We start from the raw sequence: 18,088 nt of genomic DNA, 5'->3' as shown, positions 1-18,088 counted from the left end.
GTCGCATTTGCTGAGGTGGTATGGGTCAGCAGGTCGGGCACCGGTCGCCTCGTGGGCGCCCCGCACGGGGCCTGGCCCGGTGAGGTCGCCACCGTCACTCCTGGTCTTCGGGGGGAGCGGCGGGAAGGGTGATCCATTCCAGAGCCCACCGGTTGAGGTCGAGTAACACCGCGCCGAGTGCGGCTCCCTTCTCGGTCAGCCGGTAGTCGACCCGTACCGGAGCGGCGCTTCGGACGTGTCGCTCGACGAGCCCGTCGGCCTCAAGGTCCTTCAGGCGCTGTGACAGCAGTTTGTCGGTCATGCCGGGGACGGCCGCCGCGATGTCGCTGAACCGTGTGGCGCCGCCGAGCAGTGCCCGCAGCACCGTCGCGGCCCAGCGGCGGCTCAGGGTGTCCATCGCCGCGGCGTAGTACGGGCAGTACGGCCGGATGTCATCCGGGTCCAGCTGGCGATGTGACATGGCTCACTTTCCCTATTAACTATCTTTTCGATAGCTTCTTGCTTATTGATAGTAGTTTATCGACAAGGAGCGAGTATGCCCGACGTGAGCGAAACCGCCGAGCTACGGTACGAGGTGTGGGTTTCCCAGCAGATCCCCACGAGCGGGACGCTTCCCACCGGTGCTCCCCAGCAGTGGTCGCCGCTCTCGACGACCCTCATCCACGGCACGAGCGACGCCGTACTCGTCGATCCGCCGTTCACCGTCGAGCAGACCCGGCGGGTCGGTGACCGGATCGATCGCTCCGGCAAGCGGTTGACCCACATCTACGTCACCCACGGCCATGGTGACCACTGGTTCGGCGCGTCGCTGCTGGTCGAGCGCTTCCCCGAAGCGGTGGTCGTCGCCACCGAGGGCACGATCCGGATGATGCACGCCTCGATCAGCGGGCGGCGCCGGTCGTTCTGGGAGGCGTTGTTTCCCGGACAGCTCCCCGACCTGCGTGTGACCGCCCAGCCGGTGCCGGCCGGAGGCCTCGTGCTCGAAGGGCACCGGCTGTGTCCGGTCGAGGTCGGCCACAGTGACGGCGACGACTCCACCGTGTTGCACGTGCCGGCGCTCGGTCTCGTCGTCGCGGGTGACGTCGCCTACAACAATGTTCACCAGTACCTCGCCGACGGCGGGTTCGACGGAGGCGTCGACGCCTGGCTCCAGGCCATCGAAACGGTGCGCGCCCTACGACCGGCGGCCGTGGTGGCCGGGCACAAGGATCCCACCCGTCCGGACGATCCCGGCATCCTTGACGAGACCGCCGAATACCTGCGAACCACCCTCAAGGTGATCGCTGCCAAGCCGACTCCCCGTGCGTACTTCGACGAGATGACCAGGCTCTACCCGGACCGCCTCAACCCGGGCACCGTCTGGCTCAACGCGCAGCGGCTGGCATGATGCGCGCCGTACGATTCCACCGGTTCGGCGGCGTCGAGAACCTGAGGATCGAGCAGGTCCCGCGGCCGGAACCCGACGGCACCGAGGTACTGATCCAGATCATCCGTGCCGGGGTGAGCCCGCTCGACGACAAGGTCCGCAGTGGCGTGCTGCCCCCGCGGATGCGCAAACCGCTGCCACTGGTCCCCGGGGCGAGCGCCGTGGGCCGGGTGATCGACCCCGGCACCTCCGGACACGCGCCCGGGACGCGCGTTCTGCTGTGCGGCTGGGGCTACGGCACGAAACTCGACGGCATGTGGCGTGAGGAAGCGGCCGTTCCGGCCGACCACCTGGTGCCCGTCCCCGAGCATGTCGGCGACGACGACGCCGCGGCCCTGGCGGCCGGCGCCGGATACCTGACCGCGTGGCTGGCGCTCACCAGGGTCGCCCGCGTCCGACCGGGACAGGTCGTGCTGGCACCCGGCGTCTACGGTGCGGTGGCCTCGGCCGCCGCGCAGGTGGCCCCGGTCCTCGGCGCCTCCAGGGTCATCTCCACCTCCCGCGGCGCCGACCGTCTCGCCGCGATCCCGCGGACCGACGGTCTCGCCGTCATCGACCTTGAGGCCGAAACCCTGACCGACGGCGTCGCCCGGCTGACCGACGGCTCGGGAGTGGACGTGGTCCTCGACGGCCTCGGCGGCGAGCTCACCGGCCAAGCGCTCAGCGCGCTGCGCCAAGGCGGAGTCGTGGTCAGCATCGGATACACGGTCGGCACCAAGGCGGCCATCAACGTCACCGACCTGATCTGGAAGACCGCACGGCTGGAGGGATTCCTGTTCACCGCGTTCACCCAGCGGGAACTCGCCGACGCCTACGGCACCTTGCTCGGGCACCTGGCCGAAGGCGTCCTACGGCCGGTGACGGACCGGGTCTATCCGCTGGAGCAGGCCGCCGAGGCGCAACGCCGGGTCGTCGAGGACCGCCCGATCGGCAGGGTCTTCCTCGATCCGAGGGCATAGCAGCGGAACCGATCGCAGGCGAGGCGCCGCTGCTTCTGACCTACCGGGTACGACGGGGTTTCCGTCCCGCCGTTCCTCAAGCCCCGTTCAAGGTTCCGGGGCCGTCGTCGTCCGGTCCGGAGGGCAGCCCAGGCGGCGGTATCTGCCGGGGGCCATGCCGTACTCGCGTTTGAAGGCGTTGGCGAAGGCGAACTCCGAGCCGTAGCCGACGGCGGGGGCGATCTCGCTCAGTGCGGCGTCGGAGTCACGCAGCATGCGCGCGGCCGTACCCAGCCGCCACCAGGTCAGGTAGGTCAGCGGTGGTTGCCCGACGAACCGGGTGAACCGGCTGGAGAACGCCGCACGGGACAATCCGGCACGACGGCCCAGCGACTCGACCGTCCACGGGTGGGAGGGGTCGCGATGGATGCCGTCGAGCGCGGCACCGACGGCCGGGTCGGCCAGCGCGGCGGCCCAGCTGTCGACCGCGCAGTGCTCCGTCGAGGTGTCGAACCAGGCCCGCAGGATGTACAGCAACAGCATGTCCAGCAGCGCCGACACCACCAGGTCCGCGCCCGGCCGAGGGTTCTCGATCTCCTTGCCCAGCAGCTCGACGGAGGCGCGCAGCTCGGTGTCGCGTCCCAGCCTGGCGGGCAGGTGGATCATCTCGGGCAGCCCGCTGAGCAGCGGGTGTACCCGGCTGGAGTCCAGCCGGTAGCCACCGCAGAGCGTCACGGTGACGGGCCCGGCGCCCTCGACGGAGGCCGAAGAGAACAGCTCGGTCTCGGCGTAGGGGTCGCAGTCGGACTCCTCGACGGGAGTCGCGGGCGAGTCGGCCAGCGCGTAGCCGTGCCCGTGGGGGAAGAACAGCACGTCTCCCGTCGCGACCGGGACCGGCTCCCCCTCCGGCGGGATCACCCAGCACGAGCCCCGCAGCACCACCTGGAAGCCCGCCGAGCCGGGCGCCGACGGGAACCGCTGTCCCCACCGGGCCGGCCACTCGACACGCGCCGAGCGGGGCACGCCCAAGCGCATGAAGGCGACCACGTCGCTCAGCACGTCCATGACATGAGTCTAATGCCAGAGACGATCGCGTATTAATCACAGACAGAGGCGCATTGGTTGTCTCGACTGTGGCTCATATCGTTGACGGCGTGACAAAAGTACTGGTCAGCGGGGCGACCGGCACGATCGGCCGCCCTCTGGTGAACCAACTCGAAGACGCGGGCGCCGACGTCCGCACGGTGACGAGGGAGCTGACCGATCCGGTCGCGTTGGGCGCGCCCCTCGACGGCGTCGACGCGGTGTTCCTGCTGTGGCCGTTCGCCTCGGCGGAGGGCGCCCGCGAGGTGCTGGAACTGATCGGAGCGCGGCGGGTGGTCTACCTGTCCTCGGCCGCCGCGCGCCCGCACGAGGTCGAGATAGAGCGCCTGATCGCCGGGACCGCCCGGGAGTGGACGGTGCTGCGCCCGCACGCCTTCGCGGCCAACGCCCTGCGGTGGGCCGCGCAGGTTCGGGAGGGCGTCGTGCGGCAGCCGTACGGTGATGTGGCCTTCTCTCCCGTCCACGAGCGGGACGTGGCGGCCGTCGCGGTGCGCGCGCTGCTCGGCGGGGGGCACCACGGCGTGGTCCACACACTGACCGGGCCCCGGCCGCTGACCCAGCGGGAACAGGCGCGGGCGATCGGCGACGCGATCGGCCTGCCGGTGCGCTGGGAGGAGGAGCCTCCGGAGGAGGCCAGGCTGCGGCTGCTCGGGCTCGGATGGCCCGCTCCCGCCGTGGACGGCATGCTGCGCGGCCTGGCCGAGCCGGGCCCGGCCACCGACACCGTGGAGAAGGTCACCGGAGTGCCCGCGAGCACCTTCGAGACGTGGGCGAGCGAGCACGCCGCCGACTTCCTCGGCACCATGCGGGCCGCCCGCATGCATGAGTACGGCGACGCCTCGGTGATCTCGCTGGAGGAGGTGCCGGTGCCGAGGCCGGGGCCGGGCGAGGTACTCGTCAGGGTGGCCGCCACGTCGTTCAACCCGTCGGAGGTCGGGCTGCGAACGGGCCTGCTGCGGGACGTGCTCGATGTCACGCTTCCGCACACGTTCGGCTGGGACGTCGCGGGCACCGTGGTCGTCGGAGCCGGTGACCTCACCCCCGGCGACCGGGTGATCGGGCTCATCGGAGGGGCGGCCGCCGAGTACGCGGTCGCGAAGGCGGACGCGCTGGCCAAAGCACCGCGGCGGATTCCGCTGGCGGACGCGGCCGCCGTGCCGGTGGCCGGGCTCACCGCGTGGCAGGCGGTCTTCGAGCACGCCCGCATCGGTCGCGGCAGCCGGGTGCTGATCAACGGGGCGGGCGGCGGCGTCGGGCTGTTCGCCGTGCAGCTGGCCAAGCACGCGGGCGCGTACGTGGTGGCGACCGCCGGTCCGCGCAGCGCCGCCGCCGTGCGGGCGCTGGGCGCCGACGAGATCGTCGACTACACCACCGCTCCCCTGCCGGGCGGTAACGACGTGCTGATCAACCTGGTGGCCGACGTGCCCGCCTCGGTGACGGAGCTGGCCGAGGAGTTCGTCTCGATCACCCGGCCGATCGAGCACCCGCGCGCCGTCCGGTTCGTGGCCCGCAACGACCCGGGCCAGCTGGCCGAACTCGTGGCGCTGATCGACGAGGGCGTGGTGGACGTCACGGTGGACGTTCGCCCGCTGGATTCCCTGGCTGACCTGCATCACGAAGCAGAGCACGGCCTTATTCGCGGAAAAATCGTATTGAAGGTGGGTAAATGATCAAGATTGGCATCATCGTCGGCAGCACGCGTCCGGGACGCAACGGCGAGGCCGTCGCCCGCTGGGTCCACGACCACGCGGTCAGACGTGGCGACGCGCACTACGAACTGGTCGACCTGAAGGACTACGACCTGCCCCATCTGGACGAACCGCTCGCCGCGGCCACCGGGGTGTACGAACACCCGCACACCAAGAAGTGGTCCGAGACCGTCGCGAACCTCGACGGCTTCGTCTTCGTGACACCCGAGTACAACCATTCGATCACCGGGGCGCTCAAGACCGCCATCGACTTCCTGTTCGCCGAATGGCACGACAAGGCCGCGGGCGTGGTCGGCTACGGCGTCAGCGGCGGCGTGCGGGCCGCCGAGCATCTGCGGCAGGTGCTCGGTCAGGTCAAGGTGGCCGATGTCCAGGTGGGCGTGGAGCTGCTGTTGCACACCGACTTCGAGAACTTCACCACCTTCAAACCCGCCGCGCACCAGGAGGACACACTGGGCAGGCTGCTCGACCAGGTCGTCTCCTGGAGTACGGCGCTGCGACCGCTCAGGGCGTGACCCCGTCACGCGTCGGACAGGCCCGTCCAGCGCTCCATCACCGCGGGGACCGGATACCGGGGCCCGGTCGCGGCGGTCAGGTGGGCGAGGGCCTCGGCGGAGCCGGCGCGGGTGGCGGCCGCCTGCGCCGACTCCAGGAAGCGCTCAACCGCAGATGACGCAAGTTCTGTGTCACAGATGTGCGGCGCCATGGGCAGTGGCATAGGTGGCCGTTCGCAACCGGGCCTCGGCGGCCCAATGAGGTGCGTTCCACCGGTCGGCGATGGTGGCGGCCAGGGTGAAGTGGGCGGCGGCCTCGTCGTCTTGGCCGAGGTAGACCGCCAGCTCACCGAGGGTGTGGGCGACCGGGCGCAGTGCCACCGACAGGCTCGCGGCGCCCGCCGGGGGGCCGTTGCGGTGCGGAAGCAGCGTCGCGTAGATCTCCTCGGCTGCGTCGCGGTCGTTCAAGGCGACACTGGCCATCGCGCGCAACGTGGTGAGAAAGGTGAAGAAGAAGTCAGGGCGGATCGGGCTGGGTGACGCGCGGACCTCGCGGGCTTCGGCATCCAGGCCGTTGGCGTGGAGGGCGAGCGCGAGCAGGTCGGAGACCATAGGGCCGAGCGTGGCGTGGAGGGCGCGAACGTCGTCCAGGTGCGCGCCGAGCGTGCCGTCGTTCAGCCAGATCGTGGCCAAGGCGAGTGGGAGAAAGCCCGTGTGCACCGATCCGGCGCGCCGCATGCCCTCGTCGGCCTTGATGTAGAGGAGTTCGGCGGCGGCAAAGCGGCCTTCGATGAGCGCTAGGCCTGCCAGCGTGATCTCGGCGGCGGCGATCGCCTCGCGCATTCGGTAGGTACGCGCGAGTTCCAGGGCCTCGGTGATCACCTGGCGCATGGTCACCGGGTCATTGGCGGCGGCGGCGATGCCGGCATGGTTGAGCAGCCCGGTGACACGGTAGACCGGCAGGTCGTGCTCGGTGCCGATCGCCACGAGTTCCCGGCAGAGCTCGGCGTCGCCGTGGACTTCAGACAGGATCTGGAGTGCCGCGGCCCGCAACCAGGGTCCGGTGGCGAGGTCGAGTGCCTCCTGCGCCGCCTCCAGAACGGTCGGGTCGTCCTCGCCGACCAGTTCGATGGCGTACGCAGTCAGGAGCCGGGACCGCACCGAAGGGGTCAGGTCACGCTTCAGCAGGCGGCTCAGGCGGTCGACGATGGGCCGGTCCACCGTGCCGTATGTACGGGCCTGCCAGGCGGTCGGCTCTGTCCACGCGGTGAATGCGGCGATCATCAAGTCGTCGCGGCCCAGAGACTCTGCGTACTCCACGGCTTCACGGCGCGTCTCGCGGGCGGCTGCGACGGCTCCCGCCCTGATCTGCGCACGCAGCAGCCTGCCGAGCAATTCGACCCGTTCATCCGGTCCTGTCGAGTTCGCGACCGCGTCGGTGAGGAGATCGGCCGCCACGTCGTGGGCATAGCGGGCCTCGGCGAGCTCGGCGGCCCGGACGCAGTGGCCGACGGCCTTCGGTGAGCCGGCGCGCGCGTAGTGATAGGCCAGCGCCGCGATGTCGCCGCTGCCTTCCAGGGCGTCGGCGATCCGGGCGTGCATCCGGGTGGCACGCAGTCTGCTGACGTCGGCGATGAGCGTGTCCCTGACGAGGGCGTGGACGAAGCGGATGCGGCCTGGGCCGGGCTCGTTGAGGAGCCCGGCGATGACGCCCGCGTCCAGCGCGTCCATCACCCCGTCCTCGTCGGTGTCGGCTGCCTTGACGAGGACGTCCACCGAGCTCTCCCGGCCTGCGACCGCGGCCAGACGCAGCACGGCCACGCATCCCTCGGGCAGGCGCGCGAGCCGTCGCCGCAGCACGTCCCGTACGCCTTCGGGGACCTCGGAGAGGGCGACCAGCGCGCCTTCGCCGTTCAGCAACCGGGCACTTTCGCGCACGTAGAACGGGTTGCCGCCGGTGCGCTCGGCGATCCCTGCGATGGTCTCCTCGTCGGCCTCGCACTCGGCCCGTACGAGCTCCGCGACGGCCTCGTCGTTCAGCCCCGGCAGCGCTAGGCGGAGAGGCGTGGCGCGCGCCAGTGAGGCCAGCGTCTCGGTGAGGTGCCCGCTCTCGTCCGCCCGGTAAGCCACCACGACCAGGATCGGGGCCCGAACGCCAGGGCCGCCGCCGAGCAGCTCCAGCGTGACGGCGTCCGCCCAGTGCAGGTCGTCCAGCACGACGGCGACCGGGCGTTCCGCGGCGACCGCCGCGAGCCACTTCCACACCGCCTGGCGCAGGCGGAACCGTCCCGCGGTGGCGTCGGCGCTCACCGGCCCGGTGTCGGTGAGCAGCGGCGCGAGGTCGTCGGCGAACTCGCCCGGGGACGTGGCCGCGGCGACGGCTCTCAGCACCTCGGCCCAGGCCCACGCGGGCGGCGCGCTGTCGACCTCGGGGCAGTGACCGACGGCGACCAGCCACCCGTCACGTTCGAGTCGCCTGCCGAGGTGGTCCAGCAGCGTCGACTTGCCGAGCCCGGCCTCGCCGGTGACAAGGGCGATACGGGCTCCGCCGGAGGCGGCCTCGGCGGCGGCCGCGACCAATGCCGCCAGCTCCTCCTGGCGTCCGACGAACGGCGCCTCGGTGATCGGAACCGTCTGCGGCAGCGGGACGACAGGCGGGGGCAGGAACACGGACGCGCGGAGGACGTCCGTGCGCTGGGCGAGGATCGCCCCCTCCAACGCCGTCAGGTCCGGGCCGGGGTCGAGCCCGAGCTCCTCGGCGAGGATGCCGCGGGCGCGGCGGAGCGTCGCCAGCGCGTCGGCCTGGCGGCCGCTGCTCCACAGCGCCAAGGCGTGCAGCCGCCAGCCCTCCTCGCGCAGCGGCTCGTCGCGGGTGAGCCGCTCGGCCGCGGGAACCACCGCGGCGGGGTCGCCGACGCGCAGACCCGCCGCGACGTGCAGCTCGGTGGCGACCAAACGTAGCTCGTTCAGCCGGGCGGTCTCGGCGGCGGCCCACGGTTCGTCGGCGACCTCGGCGAACGCCGGCCCCCGCCACAGCCCCAACGCCTCGGTGAGCCGAGCCTGCGCCGCGCGTGGGTCGGTGACCGTACGGGCTTGGTCCAGCAGGCCCTCGAACCGCCACGCGTCCACCGCATCCGGTGGCAGCCGCAGCGCGTAACCCGGCGCCGCGCTCACCAGCAGCCGGGCCGGCGTGCGCGGCGGCCGTCCGGGCTCCAGCAACCGGCGCAGGTTGGACACGTACGCCTGCAGGGACATCAGCGCCCGAGCGGGAGGCTCCCCGCGCCACAGGTCCTCGATCATCCGGTCGACCGGTACGACGTGCTCACGCGCCGCCACCAGCAATGCCAGCACGCCCCGCTGCCGCGGCCCGCCCAGGGGAACGGGCTCGCCGCCGACCTCGGCCTCGAAAGAGCCCAGCACCCGGATGAAGACCATGATCCGCACATCTTACGTGGACGTTCCAAATACCCTCCAAATCCCCTCCAAGCACCCAGGAGCAGCCTGAACGCATCGCAACCGATGAAGGGGCGGGAACGGATGAGCGTCAACACCCAGGACATGGAGATCGTCCACCGCGTGCTCCGCCGTGAGTCACGGCTGCTGGTGGGGCTCGTAGCGGCCGTCGCCCCGGGTGACACCGCTCGCGCCAAGGTGATCGCCGGCCACTTCCGCGTCTACCGGCTGGGCCTGCACAACCATCACGAGGGCGAGGACGAGCTGCTGTGGCCGCCGCTGCTTTCCCGGGTGGACCTGGAGGCCGACATCGTCCTGCGCATGCAGGCCCAGCACGAACGCGTCGCGGCCACCCTGACCAGGCTGGACGCCGCGTTCCCCGCCTGGGAGGCCGGCGCGGGCGCCGACGAACGCGACACCCTCGTGGCCGCCCTCGCCGAGCACCGCGCGGTCGTGCTGGAGCATCTCGACGACGAGGAGGCCACTCTTCTCCCGCTCGCGGCCAAGCACCTCACCGAGCGGGAGTGGGCCTCGCTGGGCGACCACCTGGTGAACAACACGCCCAAGCTCACCCTGCTCACGCTCTTCGGCGCCGTCCTGGAGGACGCGAACCCGGCCGAGCGCGCCATCGTCCTGCGCGGCCTTCCCGCCCCGGTCCGCGTCATCTGGCACGTCGTCGGCCGCCCCCGCTACGCCCGCCACATCCGCCGTGTCCGCGGCTGAACCCTGCTCGTCCGTACAAACAAGGAGAACGACCATGTCGCTGAAGAAGCTCAACACCGTCCTGGCCGCCGTCGTCGTCCTGTTCACCCTCTACCTCGGGCTGTCCTTCCTCCTGCCCCTCGAGGCGTCCTTCCCGGGCCTGCCGAACTGGCCCTCCGACGGCAGCGGCTTCCCTGTCGTGAAGGGCAGCCGCGAGATCGCGATGGGCCTGGCCATGGGCGTCCTGCTGGTGACGGGCCACCGCCGTCCGTTGGGCTGGGTCTTGCTGATGACGGCCGTCGCTCCGTTCGGCGACATGGTCAACGTCCTGGCCCACCACGGATCCACGGCCGCCGCACTCGGCATCCACGGCCTGACCGCGGCGCTGATCGCGGTCACGGGGTTGCTGATCCTCCGCGAGACCGGCACCACCCCGGCGACCACCGCGCAGTCCGCCTGACGTCCGCATTCTCTGACAGCTCGAAAAGGGGGACGACGATGACGATCAATGATCTGCGCGGGGTCCTGAAGGGGCGCGTGCTCCTGCCCGGTGACGACGGCTTCGAACGGCGGCCACCGCGTGGAATCTGACCGTCGGGCTGGTACTGCATGGCGCTGATGGGACCCCGGCGGATGTCGCGCGGCTGGACATGACAGCGTGGAACCGCACGGAACTGACCTTGACTCGGCTGAAGCTGGGCGAAGCGGTCTGAGAGATCTACTGACGGGTAACTACGCTAATGGCTGACGCGCAGCTCAGGGCGGTGGTCATGGCCCGGAGGCAGGGGCTCCTTGATCGGGTAGTAGATCGGAGAGCGCGGTTCGGGTGGCGGCCCGGCTCACCCCGTGAGCGCGAGCGAGTGCTGCGATCGAGGTGCCCTGCTGAATGTAGGCCGCCCGCACCTCTTCCACGCGCTCCCCGGTGAGCGCGGGCGGGCGACCGCGATAACGGCCTTCGGCCTCGGCGGCGGCGATCCCCTCGACGGTGAGCTCGTTCTGGATGTCACGTCAGGCCTCGATCGCCTTGTGCACCCCCAGTCGCCGGGGATCCCGCTGATCACCGCAGTTTTCGACATGGCCGCCGCGCCCCCTTTCCGGCTTTTCGGCGTTTCCCACGGCGTCTTCCCGTAGGCGTGACCGGACGCCGTCACACGTGGGTTTTCGCTCCCGGCCGCCGCACGCTTCTCCGGTGAACGGTCACCGTACGGTCCCCTGCCGGCGGTCACCGGGAGGGAAGGCTGGAGCGGGGCACGACGAGGCCGCTCTCGTAGGCGAAGACGATCGCCTGGGCGCGGTCTCGCAGATCGAGTTTGGCCAGGATGCGGCCAATGTGCGTCTTGACGGTCTGCTCGGCGACGACGAGGGCCGCGGCGATCTCGGTGTTGGACAGGCCGCGGGCGATGTGGAGGAGCACCTCGGACTCTCGCTCGGTCAGCGACTGCACCCGGGGTGCGGCGCCGGACAGCGCGGGCCTGCACCGGGCGATCTCCTCGATGAGGCGCCGGGTCACCGAGGGGGCGAGCAGGGCGTCCCCGGCCGCCACCACCCGCACCGCCGAGACCAGGTCCGCGGGCGGAGCCTCCTTCAGCAGGAACCCGCTGGCACCCGCGCGCAGCGCCTCGTACACGTAGTCGTCCAGGTCGAAGGTGGTGAGCATCAGCACACGCGGCCTGTACTCCCCGCCGGGCGGCGCCAGGAGCAGCCGGGCCGCCCCCAGGCCGTCCATCCCGGGCATGCGGACGTCCATGAGGACGACGTCGGGCCGCAGTCGTCTTGTCTCGGCCACCGCCTGTTCGCCGTCGGCCGCGTCACCGACGACCTCGATGTCCTGTTCGGCGGCCAGCAGCGCGCCGAAACCCGCCCGGACCATCGCGTGGTCGTCGGCGACGAGCACCCGGATCGTCACGTGTGCTCCTCCTCGTGCTCGGCCTGAACCAGGGGCAGCGTCAGCTCGACCCGGAACCCGCCCCGTGGCGTCGGCCCGGTCAGCAGGACGCCGCCCACCATGGCGGCCCGTTCCCGCATCCCGGCCAGCCCGTGACCGGTGCCTGCGGGCTCGGCGAACGCGCGCCCCGCGTCCGCGGGCGGCGCGTTCTCCACCACGACCCGCAGCCCGGTCCCGTTCCCGGTGACCGCCACGGCCGTCGCGGCGCCCGGCGCGTGCCGGATCACGTTGCTGAGCGCCTCCTGCACGATCCGGTAGACCGGTAGCTCCATCCCCGGCTGCACGTGCGCGGGCAGGCCCGTCACCGTCAGCTCGACGGGGGTTCCGGCCCGCCTGGCGCTCTCCACCAGCACGCCCACCTGGTCGAGGCCCGGCAGCGGGGCGCGCTGTGGCATCGCGTCGTCGCTGCGCAGCACGCCCAGCAGACGCCGCATCTCGGCCAGCGACTGCCGGGCCGCCGCCCCGATGGAGTCGAACTCCCGCTCGGCGTCGGCGGGCACCCCACCGAGCCTGCGCGCCGCGCTGGAGGCCTGTACGGCGATCACCGACATGTGATGCGCCACCACGTCGTGCATCTCCCTGGCGATTCTGGTCCGCTCCTCCAGCAGCTCGCGCCGGGCCCGCTCGGCCGCGCTGACCTGCTCCTGCTCGGCGACACGCGCCTGTGCCAGGCGGCGCCAGCGCAGATTATCGCCGACGATCAGCGGTACCGGCACGATGGCCGCCACGAGCTGCAGCACCACGGCCGGGTTCGTGGACGATACGGGCACCAGGGACACGTCCACCAGGGCGCCGAGGAGAGACAGTGCCCAGACGGCCACCAGCATCCATCGCGGCCGGTGCTGTGCCAGCGCGAACAGCACGATCAGATAGGCGACCACGGGCATCGGAAGCCACGGCCACGGGTTGTTCCCCAGCGGCGGCGTGACCAGCGGTGGCGTGACCAGCATCCCGATGTAGATCATCAGCCAGGCGGTCACCGGCCGGTGCCCGCAGATCGTCACCGGAGCCGCGCAGGCCGCGGCGAGCAGCACCGTCAGCTCGACCGGAGCGTCGTAGACGGTGGCGAGCATCCCCACGTTCATCGCGAACATGAAGCATGCGATCACCCAGGGCGCGACGGCCCGTACCCTCGCGAACCGGAGCGCGGGCAGGACCACGGTTCCGGCCGGGGCCGGGGCCGGGGCGAAGGCGCGCAACATGCCATCACAGTAGCCCTTGGCCTCCGCGAAGAGCTCCATCCCGCAGCCGACCTCAGGCCTCCCACCTGGGTATGACCCGCGGGCCGGATGGTTCGAAGGTATGACGGGCCTGGACGGCTCCGTGGTGTGATGTGCCCCGCCGGGGTCGCCGCCTAGCGTCGGATCCCGTGAACGACAACAGGAACACGAAGCGCGGAAGGACTTCCCGGCGACTGGCCGCCGTACTGGCCGCGCTGGGCATCGCCGTAGCGGGACAGGTCGCGGCACCGGCCGCCGACGCCGCCTCCGCGGCGCGGGAGCCGCTGGACGGGCTCTGGCGGGCCGACGGTTACGGCACGATCTTCAGCATCGGCCAAGGGCGGCTCACCACCTTCGACATGACGGCGATCAGCTGCCTGCAGGGAGTGCTTTCGGCGAAACAGACGGCGGGGACGCGCGACTCGGCGTCCTTCACGGCGCAGGAAGGCGGCCGACGGATCACCGTCCAGACGAGGGGGCCTGGCCGGGCGCGGCTACGGTATCTGGGAAGCGTCGGCGCCATCGAGTTGCGGAGGCTGCCCGCCCTGCCCGGAGCCTGTTCCACTCCCACGCCCGGTGATCCGGTGAAGGTGTTCGACGTCTTCTGGACGACCTTCGCCGAGAACTACCCCTTCTTCGCCACCAAGGGCGTCGACTGGCGAGCCGTCCGGGACCGGTACCGGTCCAAGATCAGTTCGAGCACCGAGGACGAGGAGCTGTTCGCCGTGCTGCGCGACATCCTCAAGGAGCTCGGCGAAGCGCACACCGCCCTCCTCGCGGGCGACAAGCAGTTCGCCAGGCCGTTGCGGCCGGGCACCAGGCAGCTGGACGGAATACCGGCCTTCATGGCCTTCAACAAACGGGTCCAGGAGTTCATCGAGAGGAACGACACCCACAAGCCCCTGAAACAGTGGGGACGGGGCGTGATCGGGTACGCCGACCTCCCGAACGGGCTGGGCTACCTGCGGCTGGGCGCGTTCGACGGCTACGCCGACGGTGGCTTCGAGCCCAATGCGGCCGAGCTGGACCGGGCGCTCGACGAGATCTTCACCGCGTCCCGCACCTCGGGTCCCGACCGGCTGCGCGGTCTCATCCTCGACATCCGGATCAACCTGGGCGGCTACGACGCGCTCGGCCTGCGGCTCGCCTCCAGGCTCACCGGCAGGCCGTACCTGGCCTACGCCAAGCAGGCCCGCAACACCCCGGATGACCCGCCCAGGTTCACCCGCCCCCAGCCGATACCGGTACGGCCGGCGACCGCGCCGGTGTACACGGGCCCCATCGCCATGCTCACCAGCAGCCTGACCATCAGCGCGGGCGAGACCTTCACCCAGGCCATGACAGGACGGACGCCCCGGCCTGAGCGGATCGGGGAGAACACCCAGGGAGCCTTCTCCGACTTCCTGTGGCGGAAGCTGCCCAACGGGTGGAGCTTCGCGCTGCCCAACGAGCGTTTCCTGACCCGGGAGGGGACCTCCTTCGACGTGACCGGTATCCCGCCACACCTGTCCGTTCCCGGCGTTCTCAGCGACGAGGAACTGAACGGCGACCATGACGCCGCCTTTGCCAAGGCCCTCTCCTATCTGGCGAGTCAGCGGCGACGGTAGTCGTGGAGTCAGGGGTCTGAGGAACATCGGAACCGGATCGTGCGCTAAGCCATGTCCGTGCAGGCCATCGCTGTGTGGTTCCGCGTCGAGCCCTTTCGATCAGGATTGACCGCAGATACTTGACGATTATCTGCGATAGAGCGCGGGGCGGTCGTGGGAGTGGTCCACAGGATCGGGGCCGAACGGCAGGCACCGGTGCTCAAGGACGCGGTCGAGGGGTTCCTCGCCGGAGTGTCCAACCCCAACACCGCCCGGTCCTACGCCACGGCGCTGCGCGCTCTGGTCGAGAGGTTCGGCCCTTCCAGGCCGGTGACCGCTTTGGAAGGGGAGGTGGCGGCAGACCGGGTAGCCGCCTGGTTCATCGAGCGGTGGGGGGCGCGCTCGGCGGCCACCGTCAACGCCCGGCTGAACGCGCTGGCCTCGGCTGTCGGCTGGTGGCGGGACCAGGGCTGGATCACCGAGGACCCGTTGCGTCGGCTTAAGCGCTGCCCGGTCGAGCCCGACCGCACTCGGTCGCTGGATCGTGGCGAGGTCGCCGAGTTGCTCGGCCGGGAGGGGATCGCACTGCGCGAGCGGACCCTGTGGCGGCTGCTGTATGAGTCCGCGGCGCGGGCCTCCGAGGTCTTGGGGTTGGATGTTGAGGAGTTGGACCTGCGGAATCGACGGGCCCGGGTACGGCGCAAGGGCGGCGCGGTCGACGTGATCGTGTGGCGCACCGGCACCGCCCGGCTTTTGCCTCGCCTGCTGGGCGGGCGCCGAGCGGGGCCGGTGTTCACCACCGACCGGCGGGCCCGGGTGGAGTTGCCGCCGGGCGACATCGACGCGGGCAGCGGGAAGGCGCGGTTGTCGTATCGTCGGGCGGCCGAGCTGTTCGAGGCGGCCACCGGCGGCTGGACACTGCATCAGCTGCGGCACTCGGCACTGACTCACGCGGCCGAGGACGGCGCCAACACCTCCACGCTGCTCGCGTTCTCCGGGCATACCTCGGTCGCCTCCTTGGCCCGCTACGCCCGGGTCTCTGGTGAAGCGCTCGCGCGCTGGCAGGCCAGGCGCGATCCTGCCGCCCGTAAGCGGTGAGGACCTTATGGCGTGCCGGGACGGCTCGAAGGACGCGGTCAAGCCGTTCCTGAAGCAGCCGCCGTTCGCTGACCGCGGCGCGATCATCCAGGGCTACACCGACCCTCTACTCCAGTTTCCTGCTGCGCACCGAACGCGCACCGCGCGGTACGGGGAACCCGCCTACGAGATCCTGCGGCGGGCCGGCGAGGCCGTGTACGTCGGCGGCAGAAGGACATGATCATCGACGTGGTGCTTCAGCCGGTGGCCGAGCGCGATCGCGCGGGGTGCCTCCGCCTGATGCGGCCGTCCCCACCGTTTGGCCCAGGACTTCCGAAGCTACGCCCGGGGCGAGGTAGCGGATCGCGCCGGGGGCGCGGGCGAGCCTGGAGCGTTCCCTCCTTCTCGACGAGACACCGCGGCCAGGGAGCGACTCACTCATTCGATTGCTTTTCGATCATGGTCTGTTACGTTGCGAACGGGTGCTGACAGGACTGCGCGCTCTCCTGCGAAACAGGCCCACAGCGCGCGGCGCCCCCCTTGCGGCCGTACCCGAGGCTCCGGACACAACGCGACGAAAGGACCATCATGAGCGAGGTCGGAATAGCGGCGTTCACCGCCGAGGAGCGCGCCCAGCACCTGGAGCGCTGGCAGGCGGTGCTGTCCGGACAGGGCCTGCAGCAGGCCCAGGAGGCCAAGGCGCAGCGGCTGTACAAGCGCGGCCCGGTGAACCTTATGACCGGCGTGCTGCTGCACGCCGCAGCCCGCGCCGACCAGGGACTGGAACTGACCGAGCTGGAGCGCTCGGTGCTGGCGCCGCTGGAGCGGGTGCTGGGCACCGACTACCTGCACGGCCTGGGCCGCATCTACCACCAGCAGCTGTCCGGCGGCCGTTCGGCGCAGGCCGTGCCCCAGGCCGTCAGCTCCCGCCCGCTGCAGGAGGGCTTTGACGAGCAGTCCTACAAGGCCGCCTTCGCCGAGGTGCTCCCGCTGGTGGCCCAGATGCCGAACCTGGCCGTGGTGGACCGCAAACACCTGACCGACGGCCAGATCCTCGACAGCGCGGAGTTCACCGCGACGATGGCCGAGTACGGCTTCGGCGTGACCGGCTTTGTTAGCGCCACCGACGACGACACGGCCGCCGTCGCGGCGGAGCCGTTCCAGGCCCGGCTGGAGCTGGAGAAGTTCTACTGCCACAAAGCGGTCGGAGACCAGGGCCTCGGCAAGGACGAGATCTACTGGACCGTCGCGGCCAAGGCCGCCGGCCACGAGCGCACCCTGCGCACCAACGAAACCGGGTCGGTCACCGAGAAGAAGGAGTTCGCCATCACCGGCGACACGGTCTTCTTCAACACCCGCCTGAACGGCTGCGGCGCGGCCATCGTCACCCTGTGGGAGGCCGACGACTCCACTGCCGAGTGGTACGAGAAACTCGGCGAGGCCCTGCGCCAGGTCGTGGAGGAGCTCAGATGGAACGACCTGTTCCTCAGCCTCATCCCCAGCATGGAGCTGTTCGGCTACGTGTACTTCGGCTTGGACGTGATCACGACCATCTGGGAGCATCTCCTCAACGAAGACGACCTGGTGCTCAGCCGGGGCTTCACCTTCGGCCCCGCGGACCTGGCCGCCCTCTACCACAACATCAGCGACCGCCGGGTGCGCTGGGAGTTCAACCGTGACTCCCAGGGCATGGGCCACTTCACCCTGTATGTCCGCTACACCGGCGACAATCCCGGCAACCCCCCCTCCGGCGACGGCTCGTACATCGCCACCGGCTGGCCCGGCCTGTTCGGCAGCGGCTTCACCCGCGACCTGGGAACCGCCTGCAACCTCCCCGGCCGCAACGGTGAGGTCTGGCTCTTCAAGGAAGACCAGTACCTGAAATACAGCGCGGACGCCGAAACAATCCTCATCGGCCCCGACACCGTCAGCGGCAACTGGCACGGCCTGGACGGCACCGCCTTCACCAGCGGCATCGGCGCCGCCTGCCTCGTGCCCGACGGAGGAGACGACGTCTACTTCTTCCGCGGCAGCAAGTACGTCCGCTACGACACCGACGACGAGGAACACGACGGCGTCAAGGACATCGCCACGAGCTGGCCCGGCCTGAAGGGCACCATCTTCACCAGCGACATCGAAGCAGCCTGCCAGGTTCCCGGCAGCAGCAGCGACGTCTACCTGTTCAAGGGCGACCAAGTCGTCCGCTACAACGTCCGCACCGAAACGATGGTCTACGACGGCCCCTGGCGCATTTCCGTCGCCTTCCCCGACCTGGAGGACACCATCTTCGCCTCCAACCTGTCAGCCGCCTTCCAGCTCAACCTCAGCAGCAACAAGTTCTACGTCTTCAAGGCCGACCGCTACATGCTCGTCCAAAAGCACGACTTCTAACCCCGACCCGGCCGCCGCTCACCAGCCTCTCGCACAGAACCCC

At 70.6% G+C, this 18,088-nt stretch carries 16 protein-coding genes; 10 read left to right on the top strand and 6 right to left on the bottom strand.

Features of this window, described 5'->3' with window-relative positions; genetic code table 11:
* Positions 1-94 precede the first annotated feature (94 nt).
* The gene (locus ACFYY8_RS37955) at positions 95-460 is read right to left on the bottom strand and encodes a winged helix-turn-helix transcriptional regulator (RefSeq protein WP_390049665.1); all 366 of its coding nucleotides are present in this window, start codon (positions 458-460) and stop codon (positions 95-97) included.
* A 75-nt stretch (positions 461-535) separates the two neighbouring features.
* Here ACFYY8_RS37955 and ACFYY8_RS37950 point away from each other — a divergent pair, with 75 nt between their 5' ends.
* A complete protein-coding gene (locus ACFYY8_RS37950; RefSeq protein ID WP_390049663.1) occupies positions 536-1,387 on the top strand; it encodes an MBL fold metallo-hydrolase in 852 nt (283 codons plus the stop codon).
* On the top strand, positions 1,387-2,385 hold the full coding sequence (locus tag ACFYY8_RS37945; RefSeq protein ID WP_390049661.1) for a zinc-binding alcohol dehydrogenase family protein: 999 nt from the start codon (positions 1,387-1,389) through the stop codon (positions 2,383-2,385). The genes ACFYY8_RS37950 and ACFYY8_RS37945 overlap by 1 nt, the downstream gene beginning before the upstream one ends.
* A gap of 87 nt (positions 2,386-2,472) precedes the next feature.
* On the opposite strand, the gene ACFYY8_RS37940 is transcribed toward ACFYY8_RS37945, so the two are convergent.
* Positions 2,473-3,429, bottom strand: a complete 957-nt coding sequence (locus ACFYY8_RS37940; protein ID WP_390049659.1) for an AraC family transcriptional regulator — start codon at positions 3,427-3,429, stop codon at positions 2,473-2,475.
* 89 nt (positions 3,430-3,518) lie between these two features.
* Here ACFYY8_RS37940 and ACFYY8_RS37935 point away from each other — a divergent pair, with 89 nt between their 5' ends.
* Together ACFYY8_RS37935 and ACFYY8_RS37930 are read left to right on the top strand one after the other, a co-directional pair.
* Positions 3,519-5,138 (top strand): alcohol dehydrogenase catalytic domain-containing protein, encoded by a 1,620-nt coding sequence (locus ACFYY8_RS37935; protein ID WP_390049657.1) that lies wholly within the window; start codon positions 3,519-3,521, stop codon positions 5,136-5,138.
* The gene (locus ACFYY8_RS37930; RefSeq protein WP_352012324.1) at positions 5,135-5,692 is read left to right on the top strand and encodes an NAD(P)H-dependent oxidoreductase; all 558 of its coding nucleotides are present in this window, start codon (positions 5,135-5,137) and stop codon (positions 5,690-5,692) included. Before ACFYY8_RS37935 ends, ACFYY8_RS37930 begins: the two co-directional genes overlap by 4 nt.
* Before the next feature lie 5 nt (positions 5,693-5,697).
* On the opposite strand, the gene ACFYY8_RS37925 is transcribed toward ACFYY8_RS37930, so the two are convergent.
* Together ACFYY8_RS37925 and ACFYY8_RS37920 are read right to left on the bottom strand one after the other, a co-directional pair.
* On the bottom strand, positions 5,698-5,883 hold the full coding sequence (locus ACFYY8_RS37925) for a hypothetical protein (protein ID WP_390049655.1): 186 nt from the start codon (positions 5,881-5,883) through the stop codon (positions 5,698-5,700).
* The gene (locus tag ACFYY8_RS37920) at positions 5,864-9,106 is read right to left on the bottom strand and encodes a BTAD domain-containing putative transcriptional regulator (protein WP_390049653.1); all 3,243 of its coding nucleotides are present in this window, start codon (positions 9,104-9,106) and stop codon (positions 5,864-5,866) included. The genes ACFYY8_RS37925 and ACFYY8_RS37920 overlap by 20 nt, the downstream gene beginning before the upstream one ends.
* 102 nt (positions 9,107-9,208) lie before the next feature.
* Between ACFYY8_RS37920 and ACFYY8_RS37915 the strand changes: the two genes are divergently transcribed.
* Positions 9,209-9,847 carry a hemerythrin domain-containing protein gene (locus ACFYY8_RS37915; RefSeq protein ID WP_390049651.1) on the top strand — a complete coding sequence of 213 codons (639 nt, stop codon included), beginning with the start codon at positions 9,209-9,211 and terminating at the stop codon, positions 9,845-9,847.
* A gap of 34 nt (positions 9,848-9,881) precedes the next feature.
* A complete protein-coding gene (locus ACFYY8_RS37910; protein ID WP_390049649.1) occupies positions 9,882-10,286 on the top strand; it encodes a DUF4267 domain-containing protein in 405 nt (134 codons plus the stop codon).
* Between the two features lie 762 nt (positions 10,287-11,048).
* On the opposite strand, the gene ACFYY8_RS37905 is transcribed toward ACFYY8_RS37910, so the two are convergent.
* Positions 11,049-11,732 carry a response regulator gene (locus tag ACFYY8_RS37905; RefSeq protein WP_390049647.1) on the bottom strand — a complete coding sequence of 228 codons (684 nt, stop codon included), beginning with the start codon at positions 11,730-11,732 and terminating at the stop codon, positions 11,049-11,051.
* Complete coding sequence (locus ACFYY8_RS37900) at positions 11,729-13,012, bottom strand: sensor histidine kinase (protein ID WP_390049645.1); 1,284 nt, start codon at positions 13,010-13,012, stop codon at positions 11,729-11,731. Before ACFYY8_RS37900 ends, ACFYY8_RS37905 begins: the two co-directional genes overlap by 4 nt.
* Before the next feature lie 128 nt (positions 13,013-13,140).
* Here ACFYY8_RS37900 and ACFYY8_RS37895 point away from each other — a divergent pair, with 128 nt between their 5' ends.
* From ACFYY8_RS37895 to ACFYY8_RS37880, 4 genes are all read left to right on the top strand, one after another.
* Positions 13,141-14,598, top strand: a complete 1,458-nt coding sequence (locus ACFYY8_RS37895) for a S41 family peptidase (RefSeq protein WP_390049643.1) — start codon at positions 13,141-13,143, stop codon at positions 14,596-14,598.
* Positions 14,599-14,751: 153 nt separating this feature from the next.
* Positions 14,752-15,675 (top strand): tyrosine-type recombinase/integrase, encoded by a 924-nt coding sequence (locus tag ACFYY8_RS37890; RefSeq protein WP_390049641.1) that lies wholly within the window; start codon positions 14,752-14,754, stop codon positions 15,673-15,675.
* Positions 15,676-15,682: 7 nt separating this feature from the next.
* A complete protein-coding gene (locus ACFYY8_RS37885; protein WP_390049639.1) occupies positions 15,683-15,895 on the top strand; it encodes a hypothetical protein in 213 nt (70 codons plus the stop codon).
* Positions 15,896-16,242: 347 nt separating this feature from the next.
* Complete coding sequence (locus tag ACFYY8_RS37880; protein WP_390049637.1) at positions 16,243-18,045, top strand: hemopexin repeat-containing protein; 1,803 nt, start codon at positions 16,243-16,245, stop codon at positions 18,043-18,045.
* The last annotated feature ends 43 nt before the right edge of the window (positions 18,046-18,088 follow it).

It is taken from the genome of Streptosporangium sp. NPDC001559 (genome assembly GCF_042893955.1).
Lineage (GTDB): Bacteria > Actinomycetota > Actinomycetes > Streptosporangiales > Streptosporangiaceae > Streptosporangium.
Note: the sequence above shows the minus strand (reverse complement) of the source record. Positions and strands in the feature narration are given on the sequence as shown.

Bases quoted from the DNA above. Each gene is read 5' to 3' on its own strand.
- ACFYY8_RS37955 (WP_390049665.1), bottom strand. From the start codon at position 460: ATGTCACATCGCCAGCTGGACCCGGATGACATCCGGCCGTACTGCCCG.
- ACFYY8_RS37950 (WP_390049663.1), top strand. From the start codon at position 536: ATGCCCGACGTGAGCGAAACCGCCGAGCTACGGTACGAGGTGTGGGTT.
- ACFYY8_RS37945 (WP_390049661.1), top strand. From the start codon at position 1,387: ATGCGCGCCGTACGATTCCACCGGTTCGGCGGCGTCGAGAACCTGAGG.
- ACFYY8_RS37940 (WP_390049659.1), bottom strand. From the start codon at position 3,429: ATGGACGTGCTGAGCGACGTGGTCGCCTTCATGCGCTTGGGCGTGCCC.
- ACFYY8_RS37930 (WP_352012324.1), top strand. From the start codon at position 5,135: ATGATCAAGATTGGCATCATCGTCGGCAGCACGCGTCCGGGACGCAAC.
- ACFYY8_RS37925 (WP_390049655.1), bottom strand. From the start codon at position 5,883: ATGGCGCCGCACATCTGTGACACAGAACTTGCGTCATCTGCGGTTGAG.
- ACFYY8_RS37920 (WP_390049653.1), bottom strand. From the start codon at position 9,106: ATGGTCTTCATCCGGGTGCTGGGCTCTTTCGAGGCCGAGGTCGGCGGC.
- ACFYY8_RS37915 (WP_390049651.1), top strand. From the start codon at position 9,209: ATGAGCGTCAACACCCAGGACATGGAGATCGTCCACCGCGTGCTCCGC.
- ACFYY8_RS37910 (WP_390049649.1), top strand. From the start codon at position 9,882: ATGTCGCTGAAGAAGCTCAACACCGTCCTGGCCGCCGTCGTCGTCCTG.
- ACFYY8_RS37900 (WP_390049645.1), bottom strand. From the start codon at position 13,012: ATGGAGCTCTTCGCGGAGGCCAAGGGCTACTGTGATGGCATGTTGCGC.
- ACFYY8_RS37885 (WP_390049639.1), top strand. From the start codon at position 15,683: ATGGCGTGCCGGGACGGCTCGAAGGACGCGGTCAAGCCGTTCCTGAAG.
- ACFYY8_RS37880 (WP_390049637.1), top strand. From the start codon at position 16,243: ATGAGCGAGGTCGGAATAGCGGCGTTCACCGCCGAGGAGCGCGCCCAG.